We start from the raw sequence: 26289 nt of genomic DNA, 5'->3' as shown, positions 1-26289 counted from the left end.
TGCCGACGACACCGCAGTGGCTGCGACCGTTCCGGTTGCAACCATCCGCGAACCGACGACACTGGAAGCTGCCTCTATGGAGCAATTCCTCGCCGGCATCGGCACGCGTGCCTTCCGCTTCGCCGAGCTCGGCCTGCGCCAGCGCGATGACGCGCTGGATGCCGTGCAGGACGCAATGACGAAGATGCTCGCCTACCGCGGGCGTCCTCCCGGCGAATGGACACCGCTGTTCTGGAGCATCCTGCGCAGCCGCATCATCGACGTGCAGCGGCGGCGGGTGTTCCGGCTGCGCTGGTTGTCGCCGCAATCCGACGCCAACGACAACACGATCGATTGGGCGGATGCCGGCCCCGATCCCGCGCGCAAGCACGACGGGCGCGAGGCGTATTCGCGCATCGCCGAAGCATTGCGCGCACTGCCAGGACGCCAGCGCGAAGCCTTCACCCTGCGCGTGCTGGAGGAGCTCGATGTCACCGCCACGGCGAGGGCAATGGGTTGCAGCGAAGGTTCGGTCAAGACCCATCTTTCGCGTGCACGCGCCGCCCTGCAGCGGCAACTGGAGGAATTCCGATGAGCGCCCATGACAACGGCTTGAACGGTAGCGATCTGGATCGCGAACTCCGCCTCCGCCACGCGCAGGCCCTGGCGAATCTTTCGCCACGCACGCTGGCGCAATTGCAGCAGCGCCGAAAGACTGCGTTGTCTCCGCGCGCATCGGCGCCGATGCGTGCGTTTGCCTGGCCGCTGGCCGCCGCATGCGCGATCGGCGTGCTCGCACTCGGCCTGCAGCTGCGCCAACCCGAGGTCGCGCCCGCGACCACGGCCGTTGTCGCCAGCGACACCAATGACGTCGACGACGCCTATGCCGCGCTCGACGAAACCCCCGAACTTTACCTATGGCTGGCGTCCAACGATGCCGTCACCCTTGCCTCGGAGTAACACCATGCACCGCATCCGTCTTTCCACCTTGCTGCTGGCGCTGTGCGCCGCCCCGGCGTTCGCGGCGCAACCTGCGCAAACGACCGCCGTCCCACCGGCCTGGGAGCAGCTCAGCCAGGCCGAACGAGAATTGTTGGTTGCCCCGGTCCGCGAACGCTGGAACGCCAATCCCGCGCAGCGCGCGCGCATGCTCAATCATGCGCAACGCTGGCAGACGATGACACCTGAACAGCGGGAGCGGGCCCACCACGGCATGAAGCGCTGGTCGCACATGGACGCCGGGAAGCGCGAGGAAATGCGCGCGCTGTTCCACAAGATGCGCACGCTCGATCCGGAACAGCGCAAGGCCCTGCGCGAGCAGTGGAAGGCGATGACGCCGGAGCAACGCAAGGTGTGGATCGAGGCGAATTCACCGAAGCGATAACCCGTAGGGTGGGCTTTAGCCCACCGCCAATTCGTCGCACATGATCGATGGGCTAAAGCCCACCCTACGCGTTGCGCTCGGGCCACACCGTCTTCGCCAGCAACTCGTCGTTCCAGTCGAATGCGAGCGCGCCATCCTTCAGCAGCAGGCTGACGAAGTTGTAGACGTTGCGCGCGTACATCTCGCTGGCATGCAGCGCGCCGCTGCTGGCCAGGTTGAGTGGGCCGGCGATGGTGACGCCGTTCGCCGATTCGATCGTGTGCCCCGGTTGCGTGAGTTCGCAATTGCCGCCGGTTTCGGCGGCGAGGTCGACGATCACGCTGCCGGGTTTCATGCCGGCGACCATCGCGGCACTGATGATCTTCGGCGCGGGGCGGCCAGGCACGGCGGCGGTGCAGACGATGGTGTCGATGTTCTTGAGGTGTTCGCCGAGGCGACGCTGCTGCTCGGCGCGTTCCTCGTCGGTAAGCGGACGCGCGTAGCCGCCCTCGCCTACGGCGCTGACGCCGAGGTCGAGGAACTTGCCACCGAGGGATTCGATCTGTTCCTTCACTTCCGGGCGCACGTCGAAGCCTTCGACCTGCGCGCCGAGGCGTTTCGCCGTGGCGATCGCCTGCAACCCGGCGACGCCGGCGCCGACGATCAATACTTTCGACGGCCGGATCGTACCGGCGGCGGTGGTCAGCATCGGGAAGAAGCGCGGCGCGAGTTGAGCGGCGATCAGCACGGCCTTGTAACCCGCCATGCCAGCCTGTGAGCTGAGCACATCCATCGCCTGCGCGCGGGTGGTGCGTGGCAGTTTCTCCAACGGGAAGGCGACGATGCCGCGCGCAGTGATCGCATCGGCGCGTGATGCATCAGACTGTGGCTGCAGGGTGCCAACCAGTACCGCACCTGACTTCAATTGCGCGATCGCACTGGGATCCGGGGGCTGCACGCACAGCACCAGGTCGGCATCGCCCGTCGCCGCTGCAACGGAATCAACCAGCTGCGCGCCGGCATCGGCATAGGCCTGGTCGGGGAAATGCGCGTTGCGCCCGAGGCCGCGCTCGATGCGCACGGCGGCGCCGGTGGCGACCAGCTTCTTGCAGGTTTCTGGCGTCAGTGCGACGCGCTTCTCGCCCGGCGCGGATTCGCGCGCAACGCCTATCGTGACCGCCATGTGTTCGCTCCCTGTGATCCCGGCATCGTAGCGCGGGAATCGGGCGATGGCGCATCGGATGCGAGTCCGGCATGCACCGGACCCGTAACGTTTGAAACAAGTCCGGAGACGGACCTGCTCAACGCATCCTTAGTTCTGACCGACGGCGCGGCTCAGTCGTTGCCGCATCTGGCGCATGGCTTCGTCGAACGGCGCCTGTTCGGTGCCGACCACCAGCCGGCCCTGCGCGACCAGCGACGCGAGTTGCTCGGCCGAGGCGACCAGCACGCGAACGCCTCGCCGGTTGACCAGCAGCAGGCGCGCACTCAGTGGGCTGATCCAGGCGACCTTGACCGCAACGTGCTCACCCTGCGCGTCGAGCAAACGCAGCCATTCGCCTGGCGTCAGCCGACGCATGCGCTCGGCGACTTGCGGGTCGAAGTCGAGGCCAGCATGGCCACCGACGACGCGCAGCTGACTTTGTTCGGCCTCGTCGTCGGCCACTTGCGGAGGCGGCAGCTGGCGCAGGATGCGTGGGAGGTCCGGTTGCGCCAATGCACGCACCAGTCCCGCCAGCCATTCCTGCGAAACGGTCTCGTCGAGGCCGCAGCTCGCCAGGCATTCGGTGATCGCCGGCTGCAGTGCGATGAGGCGGTCGGCAACGACCGCACCGCGCCCCTGCGCGGACATGTTATCGACCACCACCAGCGCATCGGCGAGTGCCACCACGTCGGCGTGCTTGGCCGAACCCAGCCCGTCGCGCAGCAGCGTCTGCACCAGGTGGTGCTGCCAGTGTTCAATCAGGAAATCGGAGACAGCAGCAGTGAGTGTCGACTTGCCGACACGTTGCCCGAGCGCTGCACCGGCCTGCAACCGCGCCTGCAGCAGCCGTTCGCGACCGTGCACCGACTCGGCGGAACGCTTCTCCAGCATGTCGACGCGCTTGCGCTGCTGGTCCAGCAGAGCCTCGAGTTCGTCGCTGGCGAGGGCGAAGATCTCCAGGTCCTCGTTGTAGTCGGCGACGATGCGCTGAGCGACACCGGCGGCGCGTTCGAGCAGTTCGCGATCCTGTGGCGTGGTGCCATCGTTGCCTTCGCAGGCTTCGGTGATGACATCGAGCAGGCGCCGCGCCGGATGTTCGCGCTGGACGAACAAGCCATCGTCGCTGAGTGCAACACGCACATAGGGCAGTACCAGGCGCGCATACAGGCGACGCGCGCGGTCGAGCATGGCGTGGGTCTGGAACAAGGATTCGAACAACAGCCCGACCATGTCGATCGCGTCGTTTTCCTTGCCGCCGATCTGGGTCTGGTCCGGGTCCAGGCCGAGCCGGCGCGCACCTTCGGTCAATTGCTCGCGGATCGCGTCGGCAAGATTGCCGGCACCCGCCAGCGCGCGCGCGTAAGGTTCAGGCGCATCACGCTGCAGCAGGGCCGCCACGCTCGCGACTTCGGCCGTACGCAGCTCGCGTCGCTGCGCGCCGCGCCGCTCCCCAGACCCATCGACGGAGGCCGGACGGCTATGGGTGCTGCCCTCGCGCCATGTATGCAGCATTTCCCGCAGTTCGCCCAGGCGCAGACGCGCGTCGGCTTCGGTTTCGACCGAGCGCAACTTCGGCTGCGATTCTGCTTTCGCGGCGGAACTTGTACCGGATTTCGCCCCATAACCGGCAGCGGCCAGCAAGGTGTTGATGCGGCCGTAAAGATCACCGAGGACCCGTGACAATTCCTGTTCGTACTGGCGGAACAACAGCGGACGCAGCGATTCCGGCAATTCGGCATCGCGGAACGTGCTGATGAAGGCGCCGGCGAGCCGGCCGGCACCGATCGGATTGGACGCCGGCGGCTGGCCGAGCTCCTGCGAGAGCGCTTCAAGGCGTGCGTCGAGCATTTCCAGCTGGCGCGAGTAGCGCTGGCCGATGGATTCCGCCAGCTTCTGCCCGGCGTAGTGGTAGTCGAGCTGGTTTTCGTTGACCAGGTCCAGCGGCAGGTTGCTACGGTTGGTGCGCAGTGGCAACGCACGGAATTCCTCGAAACCCTGTGCGATCAATTGCCTGAAGCGCATCATGTAGGCGGCGTTGCGCTGGCGCAGCGCCAGGAGGGCCGCATGATCGTTGCGCTGCACGAAGGATTGGCCGTCGCGCTTGGCCGCATCGCCCAGCACTTCAGCAACGGGCGCATACAATGCCCCCGGTACCGCGCCGAGTTGTTCGACGGCGAGGCGCTTCATCTCCTCCAGTACGCCGACTGGATTGGAACGCTCGGTGTGACCGAGACCTAGCGGATGACCGGACACTTGATTCCCCTCGCGCGCGACGCAATGCGACCGATTGCGACATGTATCGGAGCATAGTGGCAAGATGCGTCAGTTCCCACGCCCCTTTCGCAATCTGTGATCAATGTCCCAACCTTTCGTCGCACCGATGCCTGAATCGCTGGCTGCCCTCGATGCCCGCCGCTCCGTTCCGGCCAAGCAATTGACCGCCCCCGGCCCCGACCACTCCACCCTGTTGCGCATGCTGCAGTCGGCGGTACGGGTGCCCGATCATGGCAAGCGCGTGCCGTGGCGCTTCCTGCGCATCAGCGGTACAGCGCGGCACACGCTAGGCGAACGCCTGGTCGCACGCGCGCTCGAACGCGATCCGAATGCCGGCGACGCCATCCTCGAAAAGGATCGCCAACGCTTCGCCAACGCCCCGCTGGTCTTGGTGGTGATCGCCAAATTGGGCCCCGACGAAAAGATCCCCGAGCAGGAACGCCTGCTCAGCGCAGGTTGTGTCTGCTTCGCCCTGCTGCAGGCGGCGCAGGCGTGCGGCTTCGGTGCGCAGTGGCTGACCGGTTGGCCGGCATATGACGCGGAAGTGATGCGCTGGTTCGGCTTGTCGACCGAGGAACGCATCGTCGGCTTCATCCATATCGGCACCCCGCAACTCGAGGTACCCGAACGCGAACGCCCGGACCCGACCCAGCTGCTGTCCGATTGGGCACCGGCATGAGTGGCGCCAAGCCGACGCTTTATCTCGTCGACGCGAGCATGTACGTGTTCCGCGCCTGGCACTCGATGCCCAACGAGTTCCACGACGCCGACGGCTGGCCGACCAACGCCGTGCATGGCTTCGCCCGCTTCCTGGTGGAACTGCTGGAACGCGAGCGTCCGCGCCACATCGTCATTGCCTTCGACGAGGCACTCGATTCCTGTTTCCGCAACGCGCTTTACCCGGCCTACAAGGCCAATCGCGATCCGGCGCCGGAGGAACTCAAGCGCCAGTTCGTGCATTGCAAGGCGTTGTGCATTGCACTCGGGCTGGCAGTCCTGGCCCATAGCGATTACGAAGCCGATGACCTGATCGGGAGCGCCCTGCACGCTGCCCGCCAACAAGGCCACCGCGGCGTGATCGTCTCCGCCGACAAGGACCTGTCGCAGCTGCTCGACACGCACGACGAACAATGGGATTACGCCAAGGGCCAGCGTTGGGGCGTCGGCGGCGTCAAGGCGCGCTACGGTGTCAACGCCCATCAGATCGCCGATTACCTCGCGCTCACCGGCGATGCCGTCGACAACATTCCCGGCGTTCCCGGCATCGGCGCCAAGACCGCGGCAATCTTGCTCGCGCATTTCGGCAGCCTCGATGCCCTGTTGCTGCGCATAGACGAAATCCAGTTCCTACGTTTCCGCGGCGCAGCACAGGTCGCGACCAAGTTGCGCGCACATCGCGAGCAGGCATTGCTCTGGCGTCAATTGACCACCATCGCGCTCGACGCTCCGCTCACCAGGGATGGCACCCATCCTGGGCCTGTCGAGGCCTTCGCGCGCGGCGGCGCCGACGGCGCCAGCTTGGTCGCATTGTGCGAAGCCCTGCGTTTCGGCCCCCTCACCCGTCGGCGCTTGCACGAAAGCGCAGGCCTGGCGGTCGCGACGTCATCTGCAACATCGTAGGATCGGGATGACTCCAGGACCTTCGATGGGCGCGATGACCGACGCCAAGACTTCACCCCCACACACCGTCTACGAGGGCAAGTATCTGCGCATGGTGGTGCGCGATCACTGGGAGTATGCCGAACGCACCCACGCCGGCGGCCTTGCCGCGATCATCGTCGCGCTGACCCCGGACGACCGCGTGCTGTTCGTCGAACAGTTCCGGGTGCCGTTGCAGAAGCACACCATCGAGATGCCGGCCGGCTTGGTCGGCGATATCGATGCCACAGAATCAATCGAACTGTCGGCGATCCGCGAACTCGAAGAAGAAACCGGCTGGCGCGCCGCGCACGCCGAAGTGCTGATGATCGGCCCCACTTCTTCCGGCAGCAGCAGCGAGCGCATCGCCTTCGTCCGCGCCACCCATCTCACCAAGACAGGCGATGGCGGCGGCGATGGCGACGAAGACATCACCGTGCATGCGATCCCGCGCAGTGAGGCACCGGCCTGGCTGGCGCAGAAGATGCGCGAAGGCTACGAGATGGACGCGAAGCTGTGGGCGGGACTGTGGATGCTGGAGCGAAATCCGGATGGCTCTCCCCTCGCTGAACCGAGGTAGCGCGGCGAGGTGGACACTGCGCAACTGAAGAAGTTTTGTGCGCAATTGCCAGGCGCGACATCGCGCCTGCTCGGACATCCAAGCAACATCCTCGTCTATTCGGTCGGCGACAGGAATTTCGCCTACTTCAAGACCAGCGAACCGGAGCGGTGGCGCTTCAGCATCCGCGTCAGCCCGGATCGCTTCGTCGAACTCACCGACATTCCCGGCATCAAGCCCGCCCGCTTTCGCGCCCGGTATCACTGGGTGACGATCGTCGATGTCCGCAGCGTCCCGGCCGCGTATCTGGCTGAACTGGTGGAGTGGTCTTACAACAAAGCGCTGAACTCATTGAGCAAGCGTCGACGGATCGAACTGCTCGATATGCGCAAGCCTGCTTCATTCATGGAATCCGTAGGGTGGGCTTTAGCCCACCAGAACGTAGAGCGGTGGGCTAAAGCCCACCCTACAGGACGCCTCAAGCCTTCTTGAGGAACTCGGTGCGCAGCACCAGTCCCTTGACCTTTTCGACGTTGCATTCGATCAGGTCGGCATCGTCGGTCAAGCGGATGTTCTTGACCAGAGTGCCGCGCTTCAGCGTGACCGAGGTGCCCTTCACCTTCAGGTCCTTGATCGTGGTGACGGAATCCCCGTCGTGAAGCTGGGTGCCGTTGCTGTCCTTGACGATCAATTCTTCGTTATCCGACATGATGCTGTTTCCTCTAGGCGTGCGCCATTCGCACGATTGTTTGGAAGGGTTGGTTAAGCGGCGCGCGCTAGGCGAAGCGATCGGTAGCGGCCACCAGTGAATCGATGTTTTCGGCTTCGAAGGCCGAGTGGCCGGAAGCCGGGCTGATGTGCAGTTCGCCCTTCGGCCACGCCTTGTGCAGGTCCCAGGCGTTCTGCAACGGGCAGACGACGTCATAGCGACCGTGCACGATGACGCCCGGGATCCCGGCGATCTTGTGCGCGTCGCGCAACAGCTGATCCTCGACTTCGAAGAAGCCGCCGTTGACGAAGTAGTGGTTCTCGATGCGCGCGAAGGCGAGCGCGAAGGCCGCGTCCTCGTGGCCGCTGACGAAGTCGGCGTCGACATGCAGGAAGCTGGTCGCGCCTTCCCAGACGCTCCACGCACGTGCGGCAGCAAGGCGGATGGCCTCGTCATCGCTGGTGAGGCGGCGGTGGTAGGCGGAAATCAGGTCGTGGCGCTCGACCGGCGGGATCGCATTGAGGTACTGCTCCCATGCATCCGGAAACAGGCGCGAGGCGCCTTCCTGGTAGAACCACTCCAGTTCCCAGCGCCGCAGCATGAAGATGCCGCGCAACACCAGTTCGGTCACGCATTGCGGATGGGTTTCGGCGTAAGCCAGTGCCAGCGTGGAGCCCCAGGAACCGCCAAACACCTGCCATTTGTCGATGCCGAGCTTCGCGCGCAGCTTTTCGATATCGGCGACCAGGTCCCAGGTGGTGTTGTCGACGAGATCCGCATGCGGCGTCGAACGTCCGCTGCCGCGCTGGTCGAACAGGACGATCCGGTACTTCGCCGGATCATGGAAACGCCGCATCTTGTCGCTGCACCCACCGCCCGGCCCGCCGTGCAGCATCACCACCGGCTTGCCTTCAGGATTGCCGCACTGTTCGTAGTACAGGGCGTGGCGATCGTCGACCTGCAGCGTGCCGGTGTCGTAGGGCTGTATCTCTGGGTAGAGGGTGCGCATCGCGGGGTCTCGCGGTGGGGATGCGCACTAGTTTAATGCCGCTATCCGCCCATACGGCCCAAGGTGACGCGATCGCGGTCTTCGAGGTCGCGTTCGGTGCTGACCTGCATGAATCCCGCAGCAGACAGCAATGCACGCGCGGCGGCGCCTTGTTCCCAGCCGTGTTCGAGCAACAACCAGCCGCCGGGCACGAGATGCGCCGGCGCATCGCGCGCGATGACGCGGATCGCATCGAGGCCATCGGCACCGGACGCAAGCGCACTGCCCGGCTCGAAGCGCAACTCCTGCAGATGCGGATCGTCGTCGGCAATGTAAGGAGGATTGCTGGCGATCAGATCGAAACGCTCGCCGGCCAGCGGCATGAACCAATCGCCGTGACGGAACTCGATGTTCGCGAGCCCGAGTGCCTGCGCGTTCGCGCGTGCAATCGCCAGCGCACCCGAGCTCGCGTCCGTCGCGATCACCTGCGCACGCGGACGTTCGTGCGCGAGCGCCAATGCGATCGCGCCGCTGCCCGTCCCGAGGTCGGCGACACGCAGCGATGCCTCGTTCGACAGGCGCGCGAGCGCGAGTTCGACCAGTAATTCGGTTTCGGGACGCGGGATCAGCGTAGCGGCATCGACGGCGAGGTCGAACTTCCAGAATCCGCGTCGGCCAATCAGATAAGCGACAGGTTCACCGGCGGCGCAGCGCGCTATGAGCGCGTCGAATCGTTCCGCCGCATCGGGCGACAACGCGTCGTCGCCATGCGCGAACAGCCAGCTGCGTGGCTTGTCCAGCACGTGCGCGAGCAGTAGTTCGGCATCGCGGATGTCGACGCGGGCGCCGGCACTGCGCAGGGATGCATCGATCCGCCCGGGATTGTGCGTGTTCATCGCGACATCGTAGCAACGACGCAAAAACAACGACGCCGCCCGACAAAGGGCGGCGTCGTAGTCACCATTGCGGTCGAATTATTGCTTGGTCACGCGGTTGGACTTGGGGAACTCCAGCGGCAGGCCCTGGCGCGCCTGCTTCTGCACGGCGCACAGGTGGATGCCTTCGCGGACCTGCTTGAGCATCATCGGGCCACCTTCCATGGTCTTCAGGCGCTCGGCGAACTTGGCTTCGAGCGTGTCGGCTTCCGCGTCGCTGCACATGCCGTCCGAGTAAGCCCCGGCGAACCCAGCGCCACCCGGGGCGACGCGCTCGGCGAGCTTGTCGAAGTTGGACTCGACCCACGCCCGCATCGTCGGGCGGAGCTTCTCGTCTTCCATCTGAACCCCGACCACGATCCCGATTTCATTGCGGCGCAGCAGGTTGGGTTCCAGCACCAAGGCGCGGGCACGCTCGGCCAGCTTGGTGTCGGTGGTGCTACTGATCGCGGCCAGCAACTGGCTACGCAGCACCGGATCCTGTGCAGTGCGGAAGTGCTTCTCCGCCGCATCGAAGGCGGCGACGCCGCCCTCCTCCACCGCGACGGCTAGCGCGGTACCGCGCTGTTCGCGCGCGACGGCATCGGCGTTGAGTTTGCCGTCACCATCCAGACCGAGCACTGTGCGGCCTTGCTTCGCGAACACGGCGCGCACCGCCGGATCCTTCACCGTGTAGGCGAAGAAGTTGATCAGGCTGTTGCGCAGCAGGCGGTCGTCGTCGCTCTCGCCATCCTTCAGCGACAGGCCGAGCTGGTCCAGGCGCGGACGATAGATTTCAGCGGCCTTGGCGACGAACTCGGTGCGCTTGCCTTCATCGCTGATCAGATGGGTCTTCATCCATTCAATGTTGCCCATGCCTGCGGTGATGGTCTGGCGTACCTTGGCCGAAGCGAACTGCGGCAGCGCAGCCAGCATCTGCGACGGCGTGAGCTCGCCGGCGCCATACGCAGCGGTGACCGAATCGGCGTAGACGCGCTGTTCGCGCTCGTCGAGCTGGGCGAAAGCGTTGCCCAGCGACTGCTGCAGCTTCGGCGCCAGCGCGAAACGGTAGTAGCCGATGCCATGCGCGTTCGGCATCACCCAGGCCGGGCAACCCTGCGCCTGCTTCAACTCGAAGCGCGACTGCGCGCCGGTCACGATGCCCTTCTCCTCGCGCACCGTACCGCCGTCGGCATAGCGCACGTGCAACGGGATGCCCCAGGTCTGGTCGGCGCTGGCGCTGGAGCCGAGCGGGAGGTAGCGCTGCTGCTGCAGCACCAGCGCCGGCTTGGCACCGCTGCAATCGATGTCGACCTTCACCAGCGGCACGCCCGGCTGGTCGATGAAGCTCACGAACGCGGCCTTGACGCCAGCCGCATCGCTGCTTTGCGCGGCGACCGATTCGATCAGGTCGAGGCTGGTGGCGTTTCCGCGAGCGTGCGCCTTCAGGTAGTTGCGCACGCCGTCGCGGAACTGGGTCTCGCCGACGTAGCTCTCGAACATCGCCAACACCGCGCCGCCCTTCTGGTAGGTGATGCCGTCGAAGGCCGACTGGATTTCGGTGAAGTCGTTGATCGGCTGGTGGATGCGACGCACGCTGGCGAGGCTGTCGGCGCCCATCGCGCCGAGCGCACCCTGCAGGATGCCGCGGTCGGTATGCGCCTCGGGATCGAGCTGGCCGTGGATCTTGTTGCCCATCCACGTCGCGAACGCTTCGTTGAGCCAGAGGTCGTCCCACCATTCCATCGTCACCAGGTCGCCGAACCACTGGTGCGCGAGTTCATGCGCACTGACGCCCCAGAAACCCTGGCGTTGGCCGACCGATGATTTCTCGTCTGCGAACATCAGGTTGTCGCGATAAGTGATGAGGCCGGCGTTTTCCATCGCGCCAGCGGCGAAGTCCGGCACCGCGACGTTGTCGAGCTTATCGAACGGATACGGCATGCCGAAGTAGTCCTCGAGCGCATGCACGATCGCCGGGGTGTTATCCAGCGAATACTTCATCTTGCCGCCCATGCCGTTGGCGGCGACGCCACGCAGCTTGATCGGCGTGGTGCGGCTACCGCGCGGTGCGATGTCCGGGCCCTGCGGCAGGTCCCAGGGACCGACCGCGAACGCGATCAGGTAGCTCGGCAGCGCTTCGGTACGCATGAAGCTGACCTTCTTCCAGCCATCGGCGAGCTTCTCGGTCTTGGTCTCGGCCGTGTTGGCGACCGCGACATCGGCCTCCGGCACGATCAGGGTGATGTCCCACGGCTGCTTGAAGCTGGGTTCGTCGAAGCCAGGAAAGGTGTTGCGCGCACCCAGCGCTTCCATCTGCGTGGCGACGTAATCGCGGCCGTCCGGCTTGACGCGATAGGCACCATCGAGCTTGCCATAGGGCGCGTCGTAGGCGAGTTCGAAAACCACGTTGCCGGCGGGAATCTTCTCGGCAGCGGTCAGTTTGAGCACGCCGGAGACATGGACCTGCTCGGCGGTGAGCGCAATGCGCTTCTTGCCGGCCACGGCTTCGGCCTTGGCGATCTTCAGGTCGCGGCCATGCATCCAGACGACGTCGGTGGCCTCGGCAACCTTCGCCTCGATGCGGGTCACGCCGCTGAAGCGTTCCTGCTTGGGATCAAGCTTGAGTTCGAGCTGGACCAGCGACGGCACCACGGTGCGTGGCAGGCGGCCGGTAGGAACTTCGTCAGCCGCGGACGCAAGGCCGGCAGCGGTCAGGAGGGCGGTTGCGAGCAGGCTACGGCGCAGCAGGGTCATCGATGAGGCTCCGGGAGTGATCGCCGAAGCTTAAGGGGCCGCATCCCTGCCCGGCCCCTGACAAAAGTCCTAGTGACTCGCGCGGGAGTCGCAGTCAGGCGGCCGACTGCTCCAGCGTCACCGCCACGGCGTGCACTACCGCGCCGATCTTCAGCGCACTCTGCACGCCCTGGGCACTGACTTCGTGCTGGCGGATGGTGCGTTCGTGCGAATCCATGCACGCGCCGCAGCCGTTGATTGCGGACACCGCCAGCGACGCCAGTTCGAAGGTGATCTTGTCGATGCCTGGATTGGCCATGACGTTCATGCGCAGGCCGGCGCGCAGCTGGCCATACTCGTCGTTGTGGATCAGGTGCGTAGCTCGGTAATAGATGTTGTTCATCGCCATGATCGCGGCGGCCGCCTTGGCACCGGCGATTTCTTCCGGCGACAGCTGCTCGGCCGCGAAGGCTTCAATCGCCGCGACCAACGGCGTGTAGCGCGATGCGATGGCCGAGGCCACCGCAATGACGCGGACCTGCTTGCCATCGAGGCCGGGCGAACCGGCATCGCTCAGCACGGAATCGAGGTTGAGCTTGAGGTCCTTGGCATAGTCGGGCAGCGCATTGCGCAGGTCGGACAGACTCATGACATGTCTCCAGATAAAGCTGTGGCCGGGATGATCCCGGCCACAGGGATTCCGCGCTCAGGGGAGGGAGCGGACCGCCGGGGGGTGCGGTCCTGACGCGGAACAAAGCGAGAGTTTTTAGGCGACCTTGAGAACCGCTTCGCCCTTGTTCCAGTTGCACGGGCACAGCTCGTCTGTCTGCAACGCATCGAGCACGCGCAGCACTTCATCCGGATTGCGGCCAACCGACAGGTCGGTCACGTACACGAAGCGGATGATGCCGTCCGGGTCGACGATGAAGGTCGCGCGCTGCGCCACGCCTTCGTTCTTGTCGAGGATGCCCAGCGCCGAGGTGAACTCGCGCTTGATGTCGGCCAGCATCGGGAACGGCAGGCTGTTCAGATCCTTGTGGTGCGTGCGCCAGGCGTGGTGCACGAACTCGCTGTCGGTCGAACCGGTCAGCAGCTGCGCATCGCGGTCGACGAACTGCTGGTTCTTGGCGGCGAAACCGGTGATCTCGGTCGGGCAGACGAAGGTGAAATCCTTCGGATAGAAAAACAGCACCAGCCACTTGCCCTTGTACGTGTCGTTGTCGATGTCCACGAAGGCCTTGTTCAGGTCGTTCGAGACGGTGGCCTTGAGCTTGAACTGGGGCAGCTTGTCGCCGACGGTCAGCATGGAGCGGTTTCTCCGGTAGGTGGATGGAAATAATGACGCAGCCCGGTACGGGAAGAGCACGTCGCCGCGGTGTTGGCACATTGTTGCGTCGCAACATCAATCTATCAAGTCGATTGTTTAAATCGTGTCAATAGGTGTAGGCTATCGATTGTGAACCTGCGCGACCTCCGCTATCTCGTCGCCCTCGCCGACCACGCTCATTTCGGGCGCGCCGCCGCGGCCTGCTTCGTCAGTCAGCCCACGCTCTCGACCCAGATCCGGAAACTCGAAGAAGAGCTCGGCGTGCCGCTGTTCGAACGCGCGCCGCGCAAGGTGATGCTGACCCCCGCCGGACGCGATATCGCCGAGCGCGCGCGGCGCGTCATCGGCGAAGTCGAGCAGATGAAGGAAGTCGCGCGCCGCAGCCAGGATCCGGAAGCGGGCACGGTGCGGCTGGGGATGTTCCCGACGCTCGGGCCGTACCTGTTGCCGCATGTGGTCCCCGGCATCCGAGCACGTTTCCCGAAGCTGGAACTGCTGCTGGTCGAGGAAAAAAGCGACGTGCTGCTGGCGAGGTTGCGCGAAGGCAAGCTCGATGCTGGCCTGCTGGCGCTCCCGCTGCACGACGACCAGTTGCACGTCGAGTTCCTGTTCGAGGAACCCTTCCTTCTGGCCGTGCCGGAAACGCATCCGCTGGCCAAGCGCGATTCGCTGGCATTGAAGGAACTCGCCAACCAACGCCTGTTGCTGCTCGAGGATGGCCACTGTCTGCGCGACCAGGCGTTGGATGTGTGCCAAATGGCCGGCACTGGCGAGATGAGCGGTTTCCAGGCCACCAGCCTGGAAACGCTGCGACAGATGGTCGCGGCCAACGTAGGCGTGACCTTGCTGCCGATGCTCGCGATCAAGCCGCCGGTGGCGCGCTCGGAGAACATCCACCTGCTCGGCTTCCGCGATTCCAGGCCGAGCCGGCAGATCGCGATGGTATGGCGCAAGAGCTCGGCGATGAGCGATTTCCTCCTCAAGCTCGCGCAGGTGTTCCGGGAATTGCCGGCGGAGTTGTTCACGCCGACGTCCGACCTGGTGGCTGTTGCGAAGAAGCCATCCAGTAAACGGGGTTCGGAGCAACGATCGCGATGAACCTGCGCAACTGGGTGTTGATCGCCTTGGCGATCGCGCTGGTGGGCTGGTGGTTCTCGCCACAGTCGCCGCGCGTGCCGGGGCCCCCAGCCGCTGTTGCAGGCGCCACCGTGCACTGCCCACCGCCGCCACGCGTGTTGGCGGGCGACCCACCCCTGCAGAGCGATGTGCCGGCGACGCTGCCGGCATTCCGGCTCGCTGCCGCCGAATTGCGTCCGCTCGCCGGCTTCAGCCTCGAGGCCCGCGTGCTGTCGCGCGAGGACTACAGCTTCGGACGCGAAGCCGATCTGTCGCCGACCGACCTGGCGCTCGGTTGGGGGCGGATGCGCGACGAAGCCGTGTTGTCGCGACTGGATATCAGCCAATCCGGCCGCTGGTACCAATACCGCTGGCAGGGCGAATCGCCGTTGCCGGTCGAAGAGATCGTTGGTTCCAGCGCCAACATGCACATGATCCCGGCCGACGCCGCAGCGGCAGCCGCGTTGTCGCGGGTGCGCGCAGGCGAACGCGTGCGCATCGACGGATGGCTGGTGGAGGCCGTGGCCGCGGACGGCTGGCGCTGGCGCAGTTCGCTGTCGCGCGACGACAGCGGCAGCGGCGCCTGCGAAGTGGTCTATGTCTGTTCGTTGACGAGTGATTGAGCGCCGGTTCTGATCGCGCGCTTCACGTCAGTCCTACTTGGTCCGCAACAGCCTGACGGTGCTTCGTCAGTCTTGTTGGTGCTCGCCATCGACGTAATGGAACGGCGGAGCCGGTAGTCGATCGGTCGTGATGTCGCCGAAGCCGACGTCACGCAGTCGCTTCTAAAAGGCATTGCGACAGGCGATCGCGGCCTCGTGTTAGCCGTCGGCGTAACCGGCCGCCCTCCATACACGGCCCCTATAGGTGCAATCAGTACAAACGATTTCACCTATCGATGTACGTGCGCCAAGCTGCATGAGTCCCTCGGATTCCACGAGCAAAGGAGAAGGTCATGGCAACTGAAATGAAGTGTCCGGTCACTGATGGTGCAGGCAAGCGTCCCCGCGCACGGAGCAATGCGGATTGGTGGCCCGAGCAGCTCAATCTCTCGATGCTGGTGCCGAACGCGTCGTCGACCGACCCCATGGATGATGGCTTCGACTATGCCGAGGAATTCAAGACCCTCGACCTCGATGCGGTCGTCAAGGACCTGCACGCGTTGATGACGGATTCGCAGGCGTGGTGGCCTGCGGACTATGGCCACTACGGACCGTTCTTCATCCGCATGGCGTGGCATGCCGCGGGCACCTACCGCATCTTCGACGGACGCGGCGGCGCCCGCTCCGGCGACCAGCGCTTCGCGCCACTGAACAGCTGGCCGGACAACGGCAACCTCGACAAGGCACGCCGCCTGCTCTGGCCGATCAAGCAGAAGTACGGACGCAAGTTGTCGTGGGCCGACCTGTTGATCCTGGCCGGCAACGTCGCGCTCGAGTCGATGGGTTTCAAGACCTTCGGCTTCGGCGGCGGTCGCGAAGACGTCTGGGAACCGCAGCCCATCGACTGGGGCCCCGAGTCCACGTGGCTCGGCGACGAGCGCTACAGCGGCGAACGCGAACTCGCCAATCCGTTCGGCGCCGTGCAGATGGGCCTGATCTACGTGAACCCGGAAGGCCCCAACGGCAATCCCGACCCACTCGGGTCCGGCCGCGACGTCCGCGAAACCTTCGCGCGCATGGCGATGAACGACGAGGAGACCGTCGCGCTCACCGCGGGCGGCCACACCTTCGGCAAGGCCCACGGCGCGGGCCCGACCAGCCACGTCGGCGTGGAGCCCGAGGGTGCGAACATCGAGGAACTCGGCTTCGGCTGGCGCAACAGCTACGACAGCGGCGTCGGCGCGCACACCATCACCAGCGGCATCGAAGGCGCTTGGACACCCACGCCGACGAAGTGGGACATGAGCTACTTCGAAACGCTGTTCGGCCACGAGTGGGAGCTGACCAAGAGCCCCGCCGGCGCGAACCAGTGGAAGCCGAAGGGAGACGCAGGCAACAACGTGCCCGACGCGCATGTCCCCGGCAAGACCCACCAGCCGATGATGACCACCGCCGACATGGCGATGCGCATGGATCCGGTGTACGAAAAGATCTCGCGCGATTACATGGCCCATCCGGACAAGTTCGCCGACGCCTTCGCCCGCGCCTGGTTCAAGCTGACCCACCGCGACATGGGCCCGAAAGTGCGCTACCTCGGCAAGCTCGTGCCGAAGGAAAACCTGATCTGGCAGGACCCGATTCCCGCCGTGGACCACCCGCTGGTCGACGCGAACGATATCGCCGAACTGAAGGCCAAGCTGCTCGAGTCGGGCCTGTCCATCCCGCAACTGGTGAAGACCGCGTGGGCTTCGGCCTCGACGTTCCGCGGCACCGATATGCGCGGCGGCGCGAACGGCGCGCGCATCCGCCTCGAACCGCACAAGCACTGGCCGGCGAATGAACCCGCCGAACTGGCCAAGGCGTTGGCCGTGCTCGAAGGCATCCAGAAGGACTTCAATGCAGCGCAGAAGGGCGGCAAGAAGGTCTCGCTCGCCGACCTGATCGTGCTGGGTGGTTGCGCCGCGGTCGAAGCCGCAGCGAAGAAGGGCGGTTTCAACGTGACAGTGCCGTTCTCGGCGGGGCGCATGGACGCCTCGCTGGAACAGACAGACGTGAACTCCTTCGAAGTGCTGGAGCCGGCGGCGGATGCCTTCCGCAACTACATGCGGCCGGGCGGCGAGGACTTCACCGCGGCGGCACTGATCGACAAGGCCAGCCTGCTGACCCTCACCGCGCCGGAGATGACGGTGCTGCTGGGCGGTATGCGCGCGCTCGACGCCAACACCGGACACACCCCGCATGGCGTGTTCACCAAGCGCCCGGGAACGCTCAGCAACGACTTCTTCGTCAACCTGCTCGACATGTGCACTGCGTGGCAGCGTTCGGACAAGGATGCGAACGTATTCGAAGGCCGCGACCGCAGCACCGGCGATCTCAAGTGGACGGCGACGGTCGCCGACCTGGTGTTCGGTTCGAACTCGCAGCTGCGGGCGCTGGCCGAGGTGTATGCCGCCAGCGATTCGCAGGAGAAGTTCGCGCGCGACTTCGTGGCCGCCTGGAACAAGGTGATGAACCTGGACCGCTTCGACCTGAGGTGATCGCAGAGCACGGGCCTGCGTTCGGGACCCGACAGCCTCGACCTGACACCGGACGACGGGTCGGTCGAGGCTGAACTTCTTTGCGGCCTAGTTGCCTGGCGATCGCCTGCGGAAGGCTACGGAGCGGTCAGGCCCACCTGGCACGCCACGCCGGTGCCGCCCAATCCGCAATAACCCGCCGGATGCTTCGCCAGGTATTGCTGGTGCTCGTCTTCGGCGTAATAGAACGGCGGCGCCGGGTACACGATCTCGGTGGTGATGTCGCCGAAACCGGCATCATGCAGGCCTTTCTGGAAGGCATCGCGGCTGGCGATCGCGGCATCGTATTGCGCCTGGGTCTCGCAATAGATCGCCGACCGGTACTGGGTGCCGGTGTCGTTGCCCTGGCGCATGCCCTGGGTGGGGTCGTGGTTTTCCCAGAACGTTTTCAGCAGGGTGTCGAAAGCGATCACGTCCGGGTCGTACACCACCAGCACCACCTCGGCGTGGCCGGTGAGGCCGCTGCAGATCTCGTGGTAGTTGGCGTTGGGCGTGTAACCGCCGGCGTAACCAACTGCCGTGGTTTCGATCCCTGGCAGCGACCAGAACTTGCGCTCGGCTCCCCAGAAACAGCCCATTCCGAACTGCACCTTTGCGAACCCTGCAAATACATCGCGCAGGGGGCGCTTGAGCACATGGTGGGCGTTATGCAACAACGGCATCTCGGCCGCGCGGCCGGGCAGCGCGTCGTCGGGACGCGGCATGCGTTGTTTGAAGCTGCCAATACCGAGCATGGTTGGACTCCACTGGGGAACTAACCTATAGATACGTGGGGAAGTGTCGTTGCGATTCAAGCCGGTGCACTGCAAGCTGCGGCGCTTCCGAAGTCCAGGCGCCACGATGACTACCTACCCTGCCCAGACCGCCGCGCTGCTGCTGCTCGCCTTCGCCGCGGCTCCAGCCTATGCCGGCAAGGCCAGCGAATTCGGCGCCGACTGGGACGATCCACGCACCGCCGCGCCGCCGGTCGAACGCCCGAAGGTCAAAAGCTGCACGGTCGACATCGTCGATCACGGCTTCAAGGATTTCGAGGCCTATCAAAGTTCGATTGCCCCGCCGGCGGCCTGCCCGGGCCCGTGGAACAAGATCGTCCTCGACATGGACGGTAGCGTGAAAGGCCGCCAGTACGACCGCATCGCGCGGATCGAGGTCGGCGGCGTCACGGTGCTCTACACGAGCACGCCGGAGCCTTCGCGCGAAGGCATCACCTGGCATGTCGAGAAGGACCTCAGCGCCTACGCGCCTGTGTTCGTCTCGAAGCAGCCGGTGGCAATGTGGCTGGGCAACGTGGTCAACGAGACCTATACCGGCATTTTCCAGATCAAGGCGCGGGTGACCTTCTACCAGGCCGATGCCGAGCATCCCGCCGCGACCACCGCCGACCGCATCACCCTGCCGCAGGACGTGCAGCGCGACGGCCCCGACGTCACCGGCAAGTTCACCCTGCCCGCCAACGCGCAGCGCCTGGTCGCCGAGGTCTACACCACCGGTTCTGGCGGCGGCTGCGAGGAGTTCTGGTACTTCACCGCGCCAGCGACGTCGAAGTATTCCTGCCCCTCCGAGCACGGCCCCTACCGCGAAGTGCAGGTGCTACTCGACGGCCGCGTCGCCGGCATCGCCATGCCGTACCCGCACATCTGGACTGGCGGCTGGTCGAACCCGTTCCTCTGGTACGTGCTGCCGGCGCCACGCGCGTTCGACGTGCGCCCGATCCATTACGACCTGACCCCGTTCATCGGCACGCTCAACGACGGCAAGCCGCACGACCTGCGCGTACGCGTCCTCGGCGTGGGTGCCGACAGCAAGGGCTGGCAGCTGCTGCCGTCGCTGCAGTTGTGGCTCGACCCGAGCGGCAAGCCGACGCGCGGCAAGCTGCTGGAATACCAGCTGGACGAGCTCGTGCGGACACAACTGCCCTCGACCGATGCCAACGGCGACACCCGTGTCGAAGCCCGCGGCAGCCACCGGCTGAAGGTACGCGGCGAACTGCTCACGTCGCGCGGCCGGATCGACACCGCGATCGAATACGCCGTCGCCAACCACAACTCCCACCGCTGGGACGATGGCGAAAAGCGCGATGCGCTGACCATCGAGTGGACCAGCACCGTCAACACCACGGAGAAAGGTCCGCACCAGGCGGCGATCCCGACCACGCACCACCAGCGTTACGCCGTCGATGGCGAGATCCGCACGGAGAAGGTCGATGGCTTCGATCGCCTCACCACCGAGCTGAAGGTCGACGACGACGCCGACCTGCAGCGTTTCCGCGGCAAGCGCGTGATCGCGTCTACCGAAACCCACGACCACTTCGAAGGCAGCGCTTCCTACACCTCCGGCGTGCCGCGCGAGAAGCGCAATGCGGTCGGGGACTCAAGGCAGCGCTACTCGGTCAAAGCAGGCAATAGCTGTTACGACCGCACGATCGCGCAGGAGAACGGTTTCGTCACCGAAGATCGCGACGGTTGCGACAAATGACCATGGCAGTGCCGAGTCCGCTCGGCACTGCATGGCTTATTGCCGGCCGATGTTGTCGGTCGGCGCAAGATGCTCGGGCTCTGCCTCGGATGCAGCGCGCCATTCGCGCATTCCCGGCAAGGCATTGAGCGCCTCCATGTAACGCGCCGCGTTGTCGCCCACTTCAACGCCATAACCGGTGAAGCGCATCACCACCGGCGCGAACATCGCATCGACGATGCCGAAATCGCCGCACAGGAACTCGCCACCGGCGCCATGGTTCGCGCGCAGCATCTGCCATAGCTGCTCGATGCGCGCGACGTCGGCCGACACCGCGGCGTTGCCGCGATAGCCGTTCGGCTTGCGACGCACGTTCATCGGCAGTTGCGAGCGCAATGCGCCAAAACCCGAATGCATCTCGGCGACAGCTGAGCGCGCCTGCGCGCGGGCACGCATGTCCGTGGGCCAGCCGCGGCCGGCGAGCCAGCGCTCGTTGATGTATTCGCAGATCGCCAGCGTGTCCCACACCACCAGGTTGCCACCGGGTAAACCGTCGTCGTGCAGCACGGGCACGCGGGCGGTCGGCGACCACTTACCGATTTCCGCGAAGAATTCGGGCGTGTCCAGGTTGAGCTTGCGTTCCTCGAACGCGATGTCGAACTGGCGCAGCAACAGCCACGGCCGCAGTGACCACGAGGAATAGTTCTTGTTGCCGATCACGAGCAGGGGCATGCGCGACTCCACGACGGGGGAAGCGCATGCTCGCCTGCGTTACGGGTTCCGACAAGCGAATTGATTTGCAGGCCGGACGCAAGCCACGCTCATGCTGGTGGAGCTAGGCCAGCAGCAAGCCCGGATCATCGAGGCCGAGATCGGCGCTTTCAGCAGCCGGCGCGTTCAATGGCAGCGCTTCTACGATGCCGCGCGCCTCGGGCCACACGACCGAGGGGACGCAGACCGCAATCACCCCAAACAGCGGCAGCTCGCCCATGCCACCCACGAGTGGCTCGCCCCGCAGGAACACCGGGATGCCGGCGGCTTCCAGCGCATGCCGGACCAGGTGGGCATCGATCAGGTGAGCGGCTTCGTAGACGACTTTCATCGCAGCGCTCCGCATGGGCTCATGGCCAGCATACGCCGCTTTCCGCCCGTGCCTGCAAGAAAAGCGGCGGCACCACACCCCACCCGCTAAACTGCGAGCTTCCCTACGCGATCCCGACGCATGTCCGCCCCTGATTCCCCTGTTCCTGTCGTGCCCGCCCCTGTCGAGAAGAACGACTTCATCCGCCAGATCGTCCGTGACGACCTCGCCAGCGGGAAGCACGCCGCGCCGAGGACCCGCTTCCCGCCCGAGCCCAATGGCTACCTGCACATCGGCCACGCCAAGGCGATCTGCCTGGACTTCGGCATCGCGCAGGAGTTCGCCGGCAGCTGCAACCTGCGCTTCGACGACACCAATCCGGCCAGGGAAGACCCCGAGTACGTCGCCGCGATCCAGGACGACGTGCACTGGCTCGGATTCGAATGGCACGACCTGCGCCACGCTTCCGATTATTTCGAGGTGTTCTACCTCGCCGCGGAAAAACTCATCCGCCAGGGCGACGCCTTCGTGTGCGACCTCACCGCCGAGCAGGTGCGCGAATACCGCGGCTCGCTGACCGAGCCGGGACGCAACTCGCCGTACCGCGATCGATCCGTCGACGAGAACCTCGACCTGTTCCGGCGCATGCGCGCGGGCGAGTTCGCCGATGGTGCGCGCACGCTGCGCGCCAGGATCGACATGGCCAGCGGCAATATGAACCTGCGCGACCCGGCGCTGTACCGGATCAAGCACGTGTCGCACCAGAACACCGGCGATGCCTGGCCGATCTACCCGATGTACGACTTCGCGCATTCGCTCAGCGACGCGGCCGAGGGCATTACCCATTCGCTGTGCACGCTCGAGTTCGAGGACCACCGCCCGCTGTACGACTGGTGCGTCGACAAGGTCGACCTCGCCCATTCGCCGGAACTGCTGGTGTCGCTGACCGCGAAGGGCATGCCGTTCGAAGCGAGCAAGCCACGCCAGATCGAATTCTCGCGCCTCAACATCAACTACACGGTGATGAGCAAGCGCAAGCTGATGACGCTGGTGAACGAAGGCCTAGTCAACGGCTGGGACGACCCGCGCATGCCGAGCCTGCAGGGCATCCGTCGCCGCGGCTACACGCCGTCGTCGCTGCGCCTGTTCGCCGACCGAGTCGGCATCAGCAAGCAGAATTCGCTTACCGATTTTTCCATCCTCGAGAACTGCCTGCGCGAAGACCTCGATGCGCACGCATCGCGACGGATGGCCGTACTCGATCCGATCAAGCTGGTGCTGACCAACCTGCCGGACGTACACGAGGAAACCTTGCGCTTCGCCAATCATCCGAAGGACGAAACGCTCGGCGCGCGCGACATCCCGTTCTCGCGCGAACTGTGGATCGAGCGCGAGGACTTCGCCGAAGTTCCGCCGAAAGGTTGGAAGCGGCTGGTGTCTGGGGGCGACGTGCGTTTGCGCGGCGCAGGCATCGTGCGCTGCGATGAGGTGATCAAGGACGCCGCTGGCGACATCGTCGAATTGCGCGGCACGCTCGATCCGGAATCGCGTCCCGGCATGGCCGGTGCCGATCGCAAGGTCAAGGGCACGATCCACTGGGTCAGTGCGAAGCACGCGATCAAGGCGGAGGTGCGCCTCTACGACCGCCTGTTCGACGTGCCGGACCCGGACGACGAAGCCGACGGCAAGACCTACCGCGACCACCTCAACCCGAATTCATGCACCGTGGCGCAGGGTTATGTCGAACCGGCCGCGGCCTTGGCGCAACCCGAACAATGCTTCCAGTTCGAACGACTCGGTTATTTCGTCGCCGACCGCCGCGACCATCGCGTCGATGCCCCGGTGTTCAACCGCAGCGTGACCCTGCGCGACACCTGGGCCACGAAAGCCTGAGGAGATCCGCCATGCGCGCGTTTGCCCTGCTGATCGTGTCGATCCTGTTGCTTGCGTGCGCCGCACCGACGCCAAGTGTGGACCAGGCTGCCATCGCGTCGGCATCCAGCCCACAGGCCGTGCCGCACAAACGACCACCGCCGATGAGCGATCCCTTGCCGCCCGAAAGGGTGCCGGACAGCAAGCCGGTGGCGCTCGATCGCAGTTGCAAGGCCGACGCCGATTGCACCGTCAAGAACGTCGGCAACTGCTGCGGCTACTACCCGGCCTGTGTCAACAAGAACAGTCCGACCGATCCGCAAGGCGTGCAGGCGGAGTGCGCGAAGAACGGAATGGCCGCAGTCTGTGGCTTCAGCGAAATCACGGCCTGCCGCTGCGTGCGCAATCAATGCGTCGACGAGAAGCAGCCCGTTGGAGGCTGGAGCGACGACCCGCCGCCCCCACCCCCCACGGACCGCTGATGCTCTACGCCCAAGTACATCTCACGTTGCCGGCCTGGGTGCACGACGCCATCGATCCCGCACGTACTTATCCGCGCGATGAAGACAAAGTGGCGCTGGCGATCGAACTGTCGCGTCGCAATATCGACGCCCGCAGCGGCGGTCCGTTCGGCGCAGCGGTGTTTGGAGGGGACGATCGCGTGATCGCGATCGGCGTCAATCGTGTTCTTCAGCAGTCATGCTCGGTCGCGCACGCCGAAACCATGGCCTACATGCTGGCGCAACAACGCACGCAACAGTCGCGGCTCAATGAACTCGGTGGCCCCATCACGCTGGCGACCTCGGCGCAGCCCTGCTGCCAATGCTATGGCGCGACGTTCTGGGCAGGCATCGATCGCCTGCTGATCGGCGCGCGCAGCGAGGACGTGATGACGCTGACCGAATTCGACGAAGGCCCGCTACCGGCCGATTGGATCGGCGAACTCGAGCGTCGCGGCATTGCGGTGGTCCGCGATCTGCACCGCGATGTCGCCTGCGCCGTATTGCGCGCATACGGCGAACAAGGCGGAGAGTTTTATTGACGGCCTGCAGTCAAACGGCGTGCCGTCGAACGGCCTGCTGTGCTACTGCCGCGCCGGCTTCGAGCCTGAACTCGCGGCCGAATTGAGCGAGCGCGCCGCGGCGGCCGAATTGCCCGGTTACGCCAAGGCCGAACGCCTCAGCGGCTACGTCCAGTTCCTCGGCGAACACGGCCATGCGCTGGCACAAGCCCTGCCGCTGCGCGATCTGATCTTCGCCCGGCAGAAGCTGCGCCTGCTTGCGGAACTGCGCGGCATCGATCCGAAGGATCGCATCACGCCGGTCATCGCCGCCTTGTTCGAGCATGCCGCCTTCGGTGCGTTGGTCGTCGAGCATCCTGACTCCGATGCCAGCAAGCCTCTCGCCGGGCTTGCCCGCAGCTTCGGCAACGCACTGCGTCCCGCCTTGCGCAAAGTCAAACTGCTGACCGCGCAGGACGACGACCGCCTCCCGCACCTGCACGTCTGCCTGCTCGACGGCGATCACCTGTTGCTGGCCAGCGGCCATCCGCGCGATGCGTCGCCGTGGCCATCGGGCATCCCGCGCCTGAAGCTGCACGCCGACGCGCCCTCGCGCTCGGCACTCAAGCTTGAGGAAGCGTTATTCACCCTGCTCGACGCCGACGAACGGGCACGCCTGCTGCAGCCTGGCATGCGCGCGGCCGACCTCGGCGCTGCACCCGGTGGCTGGACCTGGGTACTGGCGCGCCACGGCCTGCGCGTGCAGGCGATCGACAACGGCCCATTGCGTCCGCACGTGCTGGACACCGGACTGGTCGAACACCTGCGCGAAGACGGTTTCCATTGGCGTCCGTCGCAACCGCTCGACTGGATGGTCTGCGACATGGTCGAACAACCGCGTCGCGTCGCCACGCGCATGGCCGAATGGTTCCGCGAAGGCTGGTGCCGATACGCGATCTTCAACCTGAAACTGCCGATGAAGAAGCGCTGGGACGAAACCCGCCTCTGCCTCGACCTGTTCCAGCGCGAGGCGCAGCGGCCGCTGCAGCTGCGCGCGCGGCAGCTGTATCACGACCGCGAGGAAATCACGGTCTTCGCCGCGTCAGAGCGCTTGCGGTAGCCATTCAGCCGGCGTTGCCGGAGTTGACGCCGGGTTGATCCGGACGGGGCTAGGGTCGACCAGTCCCCAACCGAGAGACATCCCATGACTGCTCTCATTACCCGTGCTCTCATTACCAGTTTCCATGGTATCGCCCTGACCCTGCTAGCCATGGCATGCATGCCTGCGCTGGCCCAGACCGCCGAGCAACAGGACGCGCAACGTGCGGCGCAATCGGCCGAGCAGGACGCCCAAACCGCCCAGCAGAAGGCTTCCGAAGCAGCGGCGGCTGCAGGTGTTGCAGCGGGAGCCGCTGCGACCGCCAACCAGGCCTTCGATGATGGCGGCCGCGGCGTCGCCCAGACCAAGACGTCCGCTGATGTCGCCGAGCAGGCTGCAGACACCGCGCAAGCCGCGGCGGCACAAGCCGGGCAGGCTGCGGTCGAAGCCCAGGCCGCCGCGCAGGATGCGCAGCAAGCCGCGAGCACAATGCAGGCAACGACGCCCGCTCCAGCCACGTCGCCGGCAACCGCACTGGTTACTGTGACGTCGAGCCCCGGCAATTCGATCTCATCCAATTACCACATCGATTTTGCCGCCATGGACACGAACGGCGACGGCAACATCGTCCGCGCCGAAGTCAGCGCCAGCGGCAATGCCGACCTGATGCGCGAATTCCACGTCGTGGACGCCAACAACAATGGCCGCCTGACCCGCGAGGAACTGAAAGGCTGGCTCGACTAGGGAGTCGGGAAGGCGCACTTCTCCACGATGTCCCGGCGCGGGGCATCGTGGGGA

26 protein-coding genes and 1 pseudogene are annotated in these 26289 nt (G+C 65.4%); 16 read left to right on the top strand and 11 right to left on the bottom strand.

Annotated features, from left to right (window positions below; all coding sequences use genetic code 11):
• Nucleotides 1-16: 16 nt before the first annotated feature.
• From MO486_RS08010 to MO486_RS08000, 3 genes are read left to right on the top strand one after another with little or no spacing between them, the layout of a single operon-like run.
• Nucleotides 17-574, top strand: coding sequence for an RNA polymerase sigma factor (locus MO486_RS08010; protein WP_242906031.1), 558 nt, complete (start codon nucleotides 17-19; stop codon nucleotides 572-574).
• Nucleotides 571-939 (top strand): hypothetical protein, encoded by a 369-nt coding sequence (locus MO486_RS08005; RefSeq protein WP_242905924.1) that lies wholly within the window; start codon nucleotides 571-573, stop codon nucleotides 937-939. The genes MO486_RS08010 and MO486_RS08005 overlap by 4 nt, the downstream gene beginning before the upstream one ends.
• A 4-nt stretch (nucleotides 940-943) precedes the next feature.
• A complete protein-coding gene (locus tag MO486_RS08000; protein ID WP_242905922.1) occupies nucleotides 944-1363 on the top strand; it encodes a DUF3106 domain-containing protein in 420 nt (139 codons plus the stop codon).
• A gap of 64 nt (nucleotides 1364-1427) precedes the next feature.
• Here the strand turns inward: MO486_RS08000 and MO486_RS07995 are convergent, their stop codons facing one another.
• Together MO486_RS07995 and MO486_RS07990 are read right to left on the bottom strand one after the other, a co-directional pair.
• Nucleotides 1428-2525 carry an NAD(P) transhydrogenase subunit alpha gene (locus MO486_RS07995; RefSeq protein WP_242905920.1) on the bottom strand — a complete coding sequence of 366 codons (1098 nt, stop codon included), beginning with the start codon at nucleotides 2523-2525 and terminating at the stop codon, nucleotides 1428-1430.
• Nucleotides 2526-2654: 129 nt separating this feature from the next.
• Nucleotides 2655-4799 (bottom strand): DUF1631 family protein, encoded by a 2145-nt coding sequence (locus tag MO486_RS07990; protein ID WP_242905918.1) that lies wholly within the window; start codon nucleotides 4797-4799, stop codon nucleotides 2655-2657.
• 103 nt (nucleotides 4800-4902) lie between these two features.
• Here MO486_RS07990 and MO486_RS07985 point away from each other — a divergent pair, with 103 nt between their 5' ends.
• Genes MO486_RS07985 through MO486_RS07970 form a run of 4 tightly spaced genes read left to right on the top strand, consistent with a single transcriptional unit; the run spans nucleotide 4903 to nucleotide 7509 of the window.
• A complete protein-coding gene (locus tag MO486_RS07985; RefSeq protein WP_242905915.1) occupies nucleotides 4903-5499 on the top strand; it encodes a nitroreductase in 597 nt (198 codons plus the stop codon).
• Entirely contained in the window at nucleotides 5496-6440 is a 945-nt protein-coding gene (locus MO486_RS07980) for a 5'-3' exonuclease H3TH domain-containing protein (RefSeq protein WP_242905913.1), read from the top strand. Before MO486_RS07985 ends, MO486_RS07980 begins: the two co-directional genes overlap by 4 nt.
• Before the next feature lie 34 nt (nucleotides 6441-6474).
• Entirely contained in the window at nucleotides 6475-7038 is a 564-nt protein-coding gene (locus MO486_RS07975; protein WP_242906029.1) for an NUDIX hydrolase, read from the top strand.
• A gap of 9 nt (nucleotides 7039-7047) precedes the next feature.
• A complete protein-coding gene (locus MO486_RS07970; RefSeq protein WP_242905911.1) occupies nucleotides 7048-7509 on the top strand; it encodes an MmcQ/YjbR family DNA-binding protein in 462 nt (153 codons plus the stop codon).
• Here the strand turns inward: MO486_RS07970 and MO486_RS07965 are convergent.
• The 6 genes and pseudogenes from MO486_RS07965 to MO486_RS07940 all read right to left on the bottom strand — a co-directional run.
• Nucleotides 7496-7705: pseudogene (locus tag MO486_RS07965) on the bottom strand (alkylphosphonate utilization protein); the annotation flags it as partial. The gene MO486_RS07970 and the pseudogene MO486_RS07965 overlap by 14 nt on opposite strands.
• Nucleotides 7706-7793: 88 nt before the next feature.
• Complete coding sequence (gene pip, locus MO486_RS07960; RefSeq protein WP_242905910.1) at nucleotides 7794-8735, bottom strand: prolyl aminopeptidase; 942 nt, start codon at nucleotides 8733-8735, stop codon at nucleotides 7794-7796.
• A gap of 41 nt (nucleotides 8736-8776) precedes the next feature.
• Nucleotides 8777-9610 (bottom strand): peptide chain release factor N(5)-glutamine methyltransferase, encoded by an 834-nt coding sequence (gene prmC / locus MO486_RS07955; protein WP_242905907.1) that lies wholly within the window; start codon nucleotides 9608-9610, stop codon nucleotides 8777-8779.
• Between the two features lie 78 nt (nucleotides 9611-9688).
• The gene (locus MO486_RS07950) at nucleotides 9689-12385 is read right to left on the bottom strand and encodes a M1 family metallopeptidase (RefSeq protein ID WP_242905904.1); all 2697 of its coding nucleotides are present in this window, start codon (nucleotides 12383-12385) and stop codon (nucleotides 9689-9691) included.
• Nucleotides 12386-12479: 94 nt separating this feature from the next.
• Nucleotides 12480-13013: a carboxymuconolactone decarboxylase family protein gene (locus MO486_RS07945; RefSeq protein ID WP_242905902.1), complete on the bottom strand. Its 534-nt coding sequence runs from the start codon at nucleotides 13011-13013 to the stop codon at nucleotides 12480-12482.
• A 117-nt stretch (nucleotides 13014-13130) separates the two neighbouring features.
• Nucleotides 13131-13670 carry a peroxiredoxin gene (locus MO486_RS07940; RefSeq protein WP_242905899.1) on the bottom strand — a complete coding sequence of 180 codons (540 nt, stop codon included), beginning with the start codon at nucleotides 13668-13670 and terminating at the stop codon, nucleotides 13131-13133.
• Nucleotides 13671-13820: 150 nt separating this feature from the next.
• On the opposite strand from MO486_RS07940, the gene MO486_RS07935 reads away from it, so the two are divergent.
• The 3 genes from MO486_RS07935 to katG all read left to right on the top strand — a co-directional run bounded on the left by MO486_RS07935 (nucleotide 13821) and on the right by katG (nucleotide 17946).
• Nucleotides 13821-14789 carry a LysR substrate-binding domain-containing protein gene (locus MO486_RS07935; protein WP_242905897.1) on the top strand — a complete coding sequence of 323 codons (969 nt, stop codon included), beginning with the start codon at nucleotides 13821-13823 and terminating at the stop codon, nucleotides 14787-14789.
• Entirely contained in the window at nucleotides 14786-15430 is a 645-nt protein-coding gene (locus tag MO486_RS07930; protein WP_242905895.1) for a hypothetical protein, read from the top strand. Before MO486_RS07935 ends, MO486_RS07930 begins: the two co-directional genes overlap by 4 nt.
• 344 nt (nucleotides 15431-15774) lie before the next feature.
• Nucleotides 15775-17946 (top strand): catalase/peroxidase HPI, encoded by a 2172-nt coding sequence (gene katG / locus MO486_RS07925; RefSeq protein ID WP_242906028.1) that lies wholly within the window; start codon nucleotides 15775-15777, stop codon nucleotides 17944-17946.
• Nucleotides 17947-18062: 116 nt separating this feature from the next.
• Here katG and msrA read toward each other — a convergent pair whose 3' ends face one another.
• Nucleotides 18063-18719, bottom strand: coding sequence for a peptide-methionine (S)-S-oxide reductase MsrA (gene msrA, locus MO486_RS07920; protein WP_242905892.1), 657 nt, complete (start codon nucleotides 18717-18719; stop codon nucleotides 18063-18065).
• 106 nt (nucleotides 18720-18825) lie between these two features.
• Between msrA and MO486_RS07915 the strand changes: the two genes are divergently transcribed.
• Nucleotides 18826-20460, top strand: coding sequence for a peptide-N4-asparagine amidase (locus MO486_RS07915; RefSeq protein ID WP_242905889.1), 1635 nt, complete (start codon nucleotides 18826-18828; stop codon nucleotides 20458-20460).
• 36 nt (nucleotides 20461-20496) lie between these two features.
• On the opposite strand, the gene MO486_RS07910 is transcribed toward MO486_RS07915, so the two are convergent.
• Both MO486_RS07910 and MO486_RS07905 read right to left on the bottom strand, forming a co-directional pair.
• On the bottom strand, nucleotides 20497-21171 hold the full coding sequence (locus MO486_RS07910) for a glutathione S-transferase family protein (protein ID WP_242905887.1): 675 nt from the start codon (nucleotides 21169-21171) through the stop codon (nucleotides 20497-20499).
• 103 nt (nucleotides 21172-21274) lie between these two features.
• The gene (locus MO486_RS07905) at nucleotides 21275-21541 is read right to left on the bottom strand and encodes a DUF2007 domain-containing protein (protein WP_242905885.1); all 267 of its coding nucleotides are present in this window, start codon (nucleotides 21539-21541) and stop codon (nucleotides 21275-21277) included.
• A gap of 150 nt (nucleotides 21542-21691) precedes the next feature.
• On the opposite strand from MO486_RS07905, the gene MO486_RS07900 reads away from it, so the two are divergent.
• The 5 genes from MO486_RS07900 to MO486_RS07880 all read left to right on the top strand — a co-directional run bounded on the left by MO486_RS07900 (nucleotide 21692) and on the right by MO486_RS07880 (nucleotide 26235).
• The gene (locus MO486_RS07900; protein ID WP_242905883.1) at nucleotides 21692-23413 is read left to right on the top strand and encodes a glutamine--tRNA ligase/YqeY domain fusion protein; all 1722 of its coding nucleotides are present in this window, start codon (nucleotides 21692-21694) and stop codon (nucleotides 23411-23413) included.
• Between the two features lie 143 nt (nucleotides 23414-23556).
• Nucleotides 23557-23874 carry a hypothetical protein gene (locus MO486_RS16475; RefSeq protein ID WP_345779205.1) on the top strand — a complete coding sequence of 106 codons (318 nt, stop codon included), beginning with the start codon at nucleotides 23557-23559 and terminating at the stop codon, nucleotides 23872-23874.
• Nucleotides 23874-24434, top strand: a complete 561-nt coding sequence (locus MO486_RS07890; RefSeq protein ID WP_242905880.1) for a nucleoside deaminase — start codon at nucleotides 23874-23876, stop codon at nucleotides 24432-24434. The genes MO486_RS16475 and MO486_RS07890 overlap by 1 nt, the downstream gene beginning before the upstream one ends.
• 19 nt (nucleotides 24435-24453) lie before the next feature.
• Nucleotides 24454-25512, top strand: a complete 1059-nt coding sequence (gene rlmM / locus MO486_RS07885; protein ID WP_242906027.1) for a 23S rRNA (cytidine(2498)-2'-O)-methyltransferase RlmM — start codon at nucleotides 24454-24456, stop codon at nucleotides 25510-25512.
• 159 nt (nucleotides 25513-25671) lie between these two features.
• The gene (locus MO486_RS07880) at nucleotides 25672-26235 is read left to right on the top strand and encodes a hypothetical protein (RefSeq protein ID WP_242905879.1); all 564 of its coding nucleotides are present in this window, start codon (nucleotides 25672-25674) and stop codon (nucleotides 26233-26235) included.
• Nucleotides 26236-26289: the final 54 nt, after the last annotated feature.

This window comes from Lysobacter sp. CFH 32150 (assembly GCF_022758295.1).
Lineage (GTDB): Bacteria > Pseudomonadota > Gammaproteobacteria > Xanthomonadales > Xanthomonadaceae > CFH-32150.
This window is presented reverse-complemented; position numbering and strand designations above follow the sequence as displayed.

Excerpts from the sequence above, each read along its gene's own strand:
- MO486_RS08000 (WP_242905922.1), top strand. The coding sequence starts at position 944 with ATGCACCGCATCCGTCTTTCCACCTTGCTGCTGGCGCTGTGCGCCGCC.
- MO486_RS07910 (WP_242905887.1), bottom strand. The coding sequence starts at position 21,171 with ATGCCCCTGCTCGTGATCGGCAACAAGAACTATTCCTCGTGGTCACTG.
- pip (WP_242905910.1), bottom strand. The coding sequence starts at position 8,735 with ATGCGCACCCTCTACCCAGAGATACAGCCCTACGACACCGGCACGCTG.
- MO486_RS07930 (WP_242905895.1), top strand. The coding sequence starts at position 14,786 with ATGAACCTGCGCAACTGGGTGTTGATCGCCTTGGCGATCGCGCTGGTG.
- MO486_RS07890 (WP_242905880.1), top strand. The coding sequence starts at position 23,874 with ATGCTCTACGCCCAAGTACATCTCACGTTGCCGGCCTGGGTGCACGAC.
- MO486_RS16475 (WP_345779205.1), top strand. The coding sequence starts at position 23,557 with ATGAGCGATCCCTTGCCGCCCGAAAGGGTGCCGGACAGCAAGCCGGTG.
- MO486_RS07980 (WP_242905913.1), top strand. The coding sequence starts at position 5,496 with ATGAGTGGCGCCAAGCCGACGCTTTATCTCGTCGACGCGAGCATGTAC.
- MO486_RS07995 (WP_242905920.1), bottom strand. The coding sequence starts at position 2,525 with ATGGCGGTCACGATAGGCGTTGCGCGCGAATCCGCGCCGGGCGAGAAG.
- MO486_RS08005 (WP_242905924.1), top strand. The coding sequence starts at position 571 with ATGAGCGCCCATGACAACGGCTTGAACGGTAGCGATCTGGATCGCGAA.
- MO486_RS07940 (WP_242905899.1), bottom strand. The coding sequence starts at position 13,670 with ATGCTGACCGTCGGCGACAAGCTGCCCCAGTTCAAGCTCAAGGCCACC.
- msrA (WP_242905892.1), bottom strand. The coding sequence starts at position 18,719 with ATGCTCGGTATTGGCAGCTTCAAACAACGCATGCCGCGTCCCGACGAC.
- MO486_RS07905 (WP_242905885.1), bottom strand. The coding sequence starts at position 21,541 with ATGAAAGTCGTCTACGAAGCCGCTCACCTGATCGATGCCCACCTGGTC.
- MO486_RS07975 (WP_242906029.1), top strand. The coding sequence starts at position 6,475 with ATGACCGACGCCAAGACTTCACCCCCACACACCGTCTACGAGGGCAAG.
- MO486_RS07985 (WP_242905915.1), top strand. The coding sequence starts at position 4,903 with ATGTCCCAACCTTTCGTCGCACCGATGCCTGAATCGCTGGCTGCCCTC.
- MO486_RS07880 (WP_242905879.1), top strand. The coding sequence starts at position 25,672 with ATGCCTGCGCTGGCCCAGACCGCCGAGCAACAGGACGCGCAACGTGCG.
- katG (WP_242906028.1), top strand. The coding sequence starts at position 15,775 with ATGAAGTGTCCGGTCACTGATGGTGCAGGCAAGCGTCCCCGCGCACGG.
- MO486_RS07915 (WP_242905889.1), top strand. The coding sequence starts at position 18,826 with ATGACTACCTACCCTGCCCAGACCGCCGCGCTGCTGCTGCTCGCCTTC.
- prmC (WP_242905907.1), bottom strand. The coding sequence starts at position 9,610 with ATGAACACGCACAATCCCGGGCGGATCGATGCATCCCTGCGCAGTGCC.
- MO486_RS07945 (WP_242905902.1), bottom strand. The coding sequence starts at position 13,013 with ATGAGTCTGTCCGACCTGCGCAATGCGCTGCCCGACTATGCCAAGGAC.
- MO486_RS07950 (WP_242905904.1), bottom strand. The coding sequence starts at position 12,385 with ATGACCCTGCTGCGCCGTAGCCTGCTCGCAACCGCCCTCCTGACCGCT.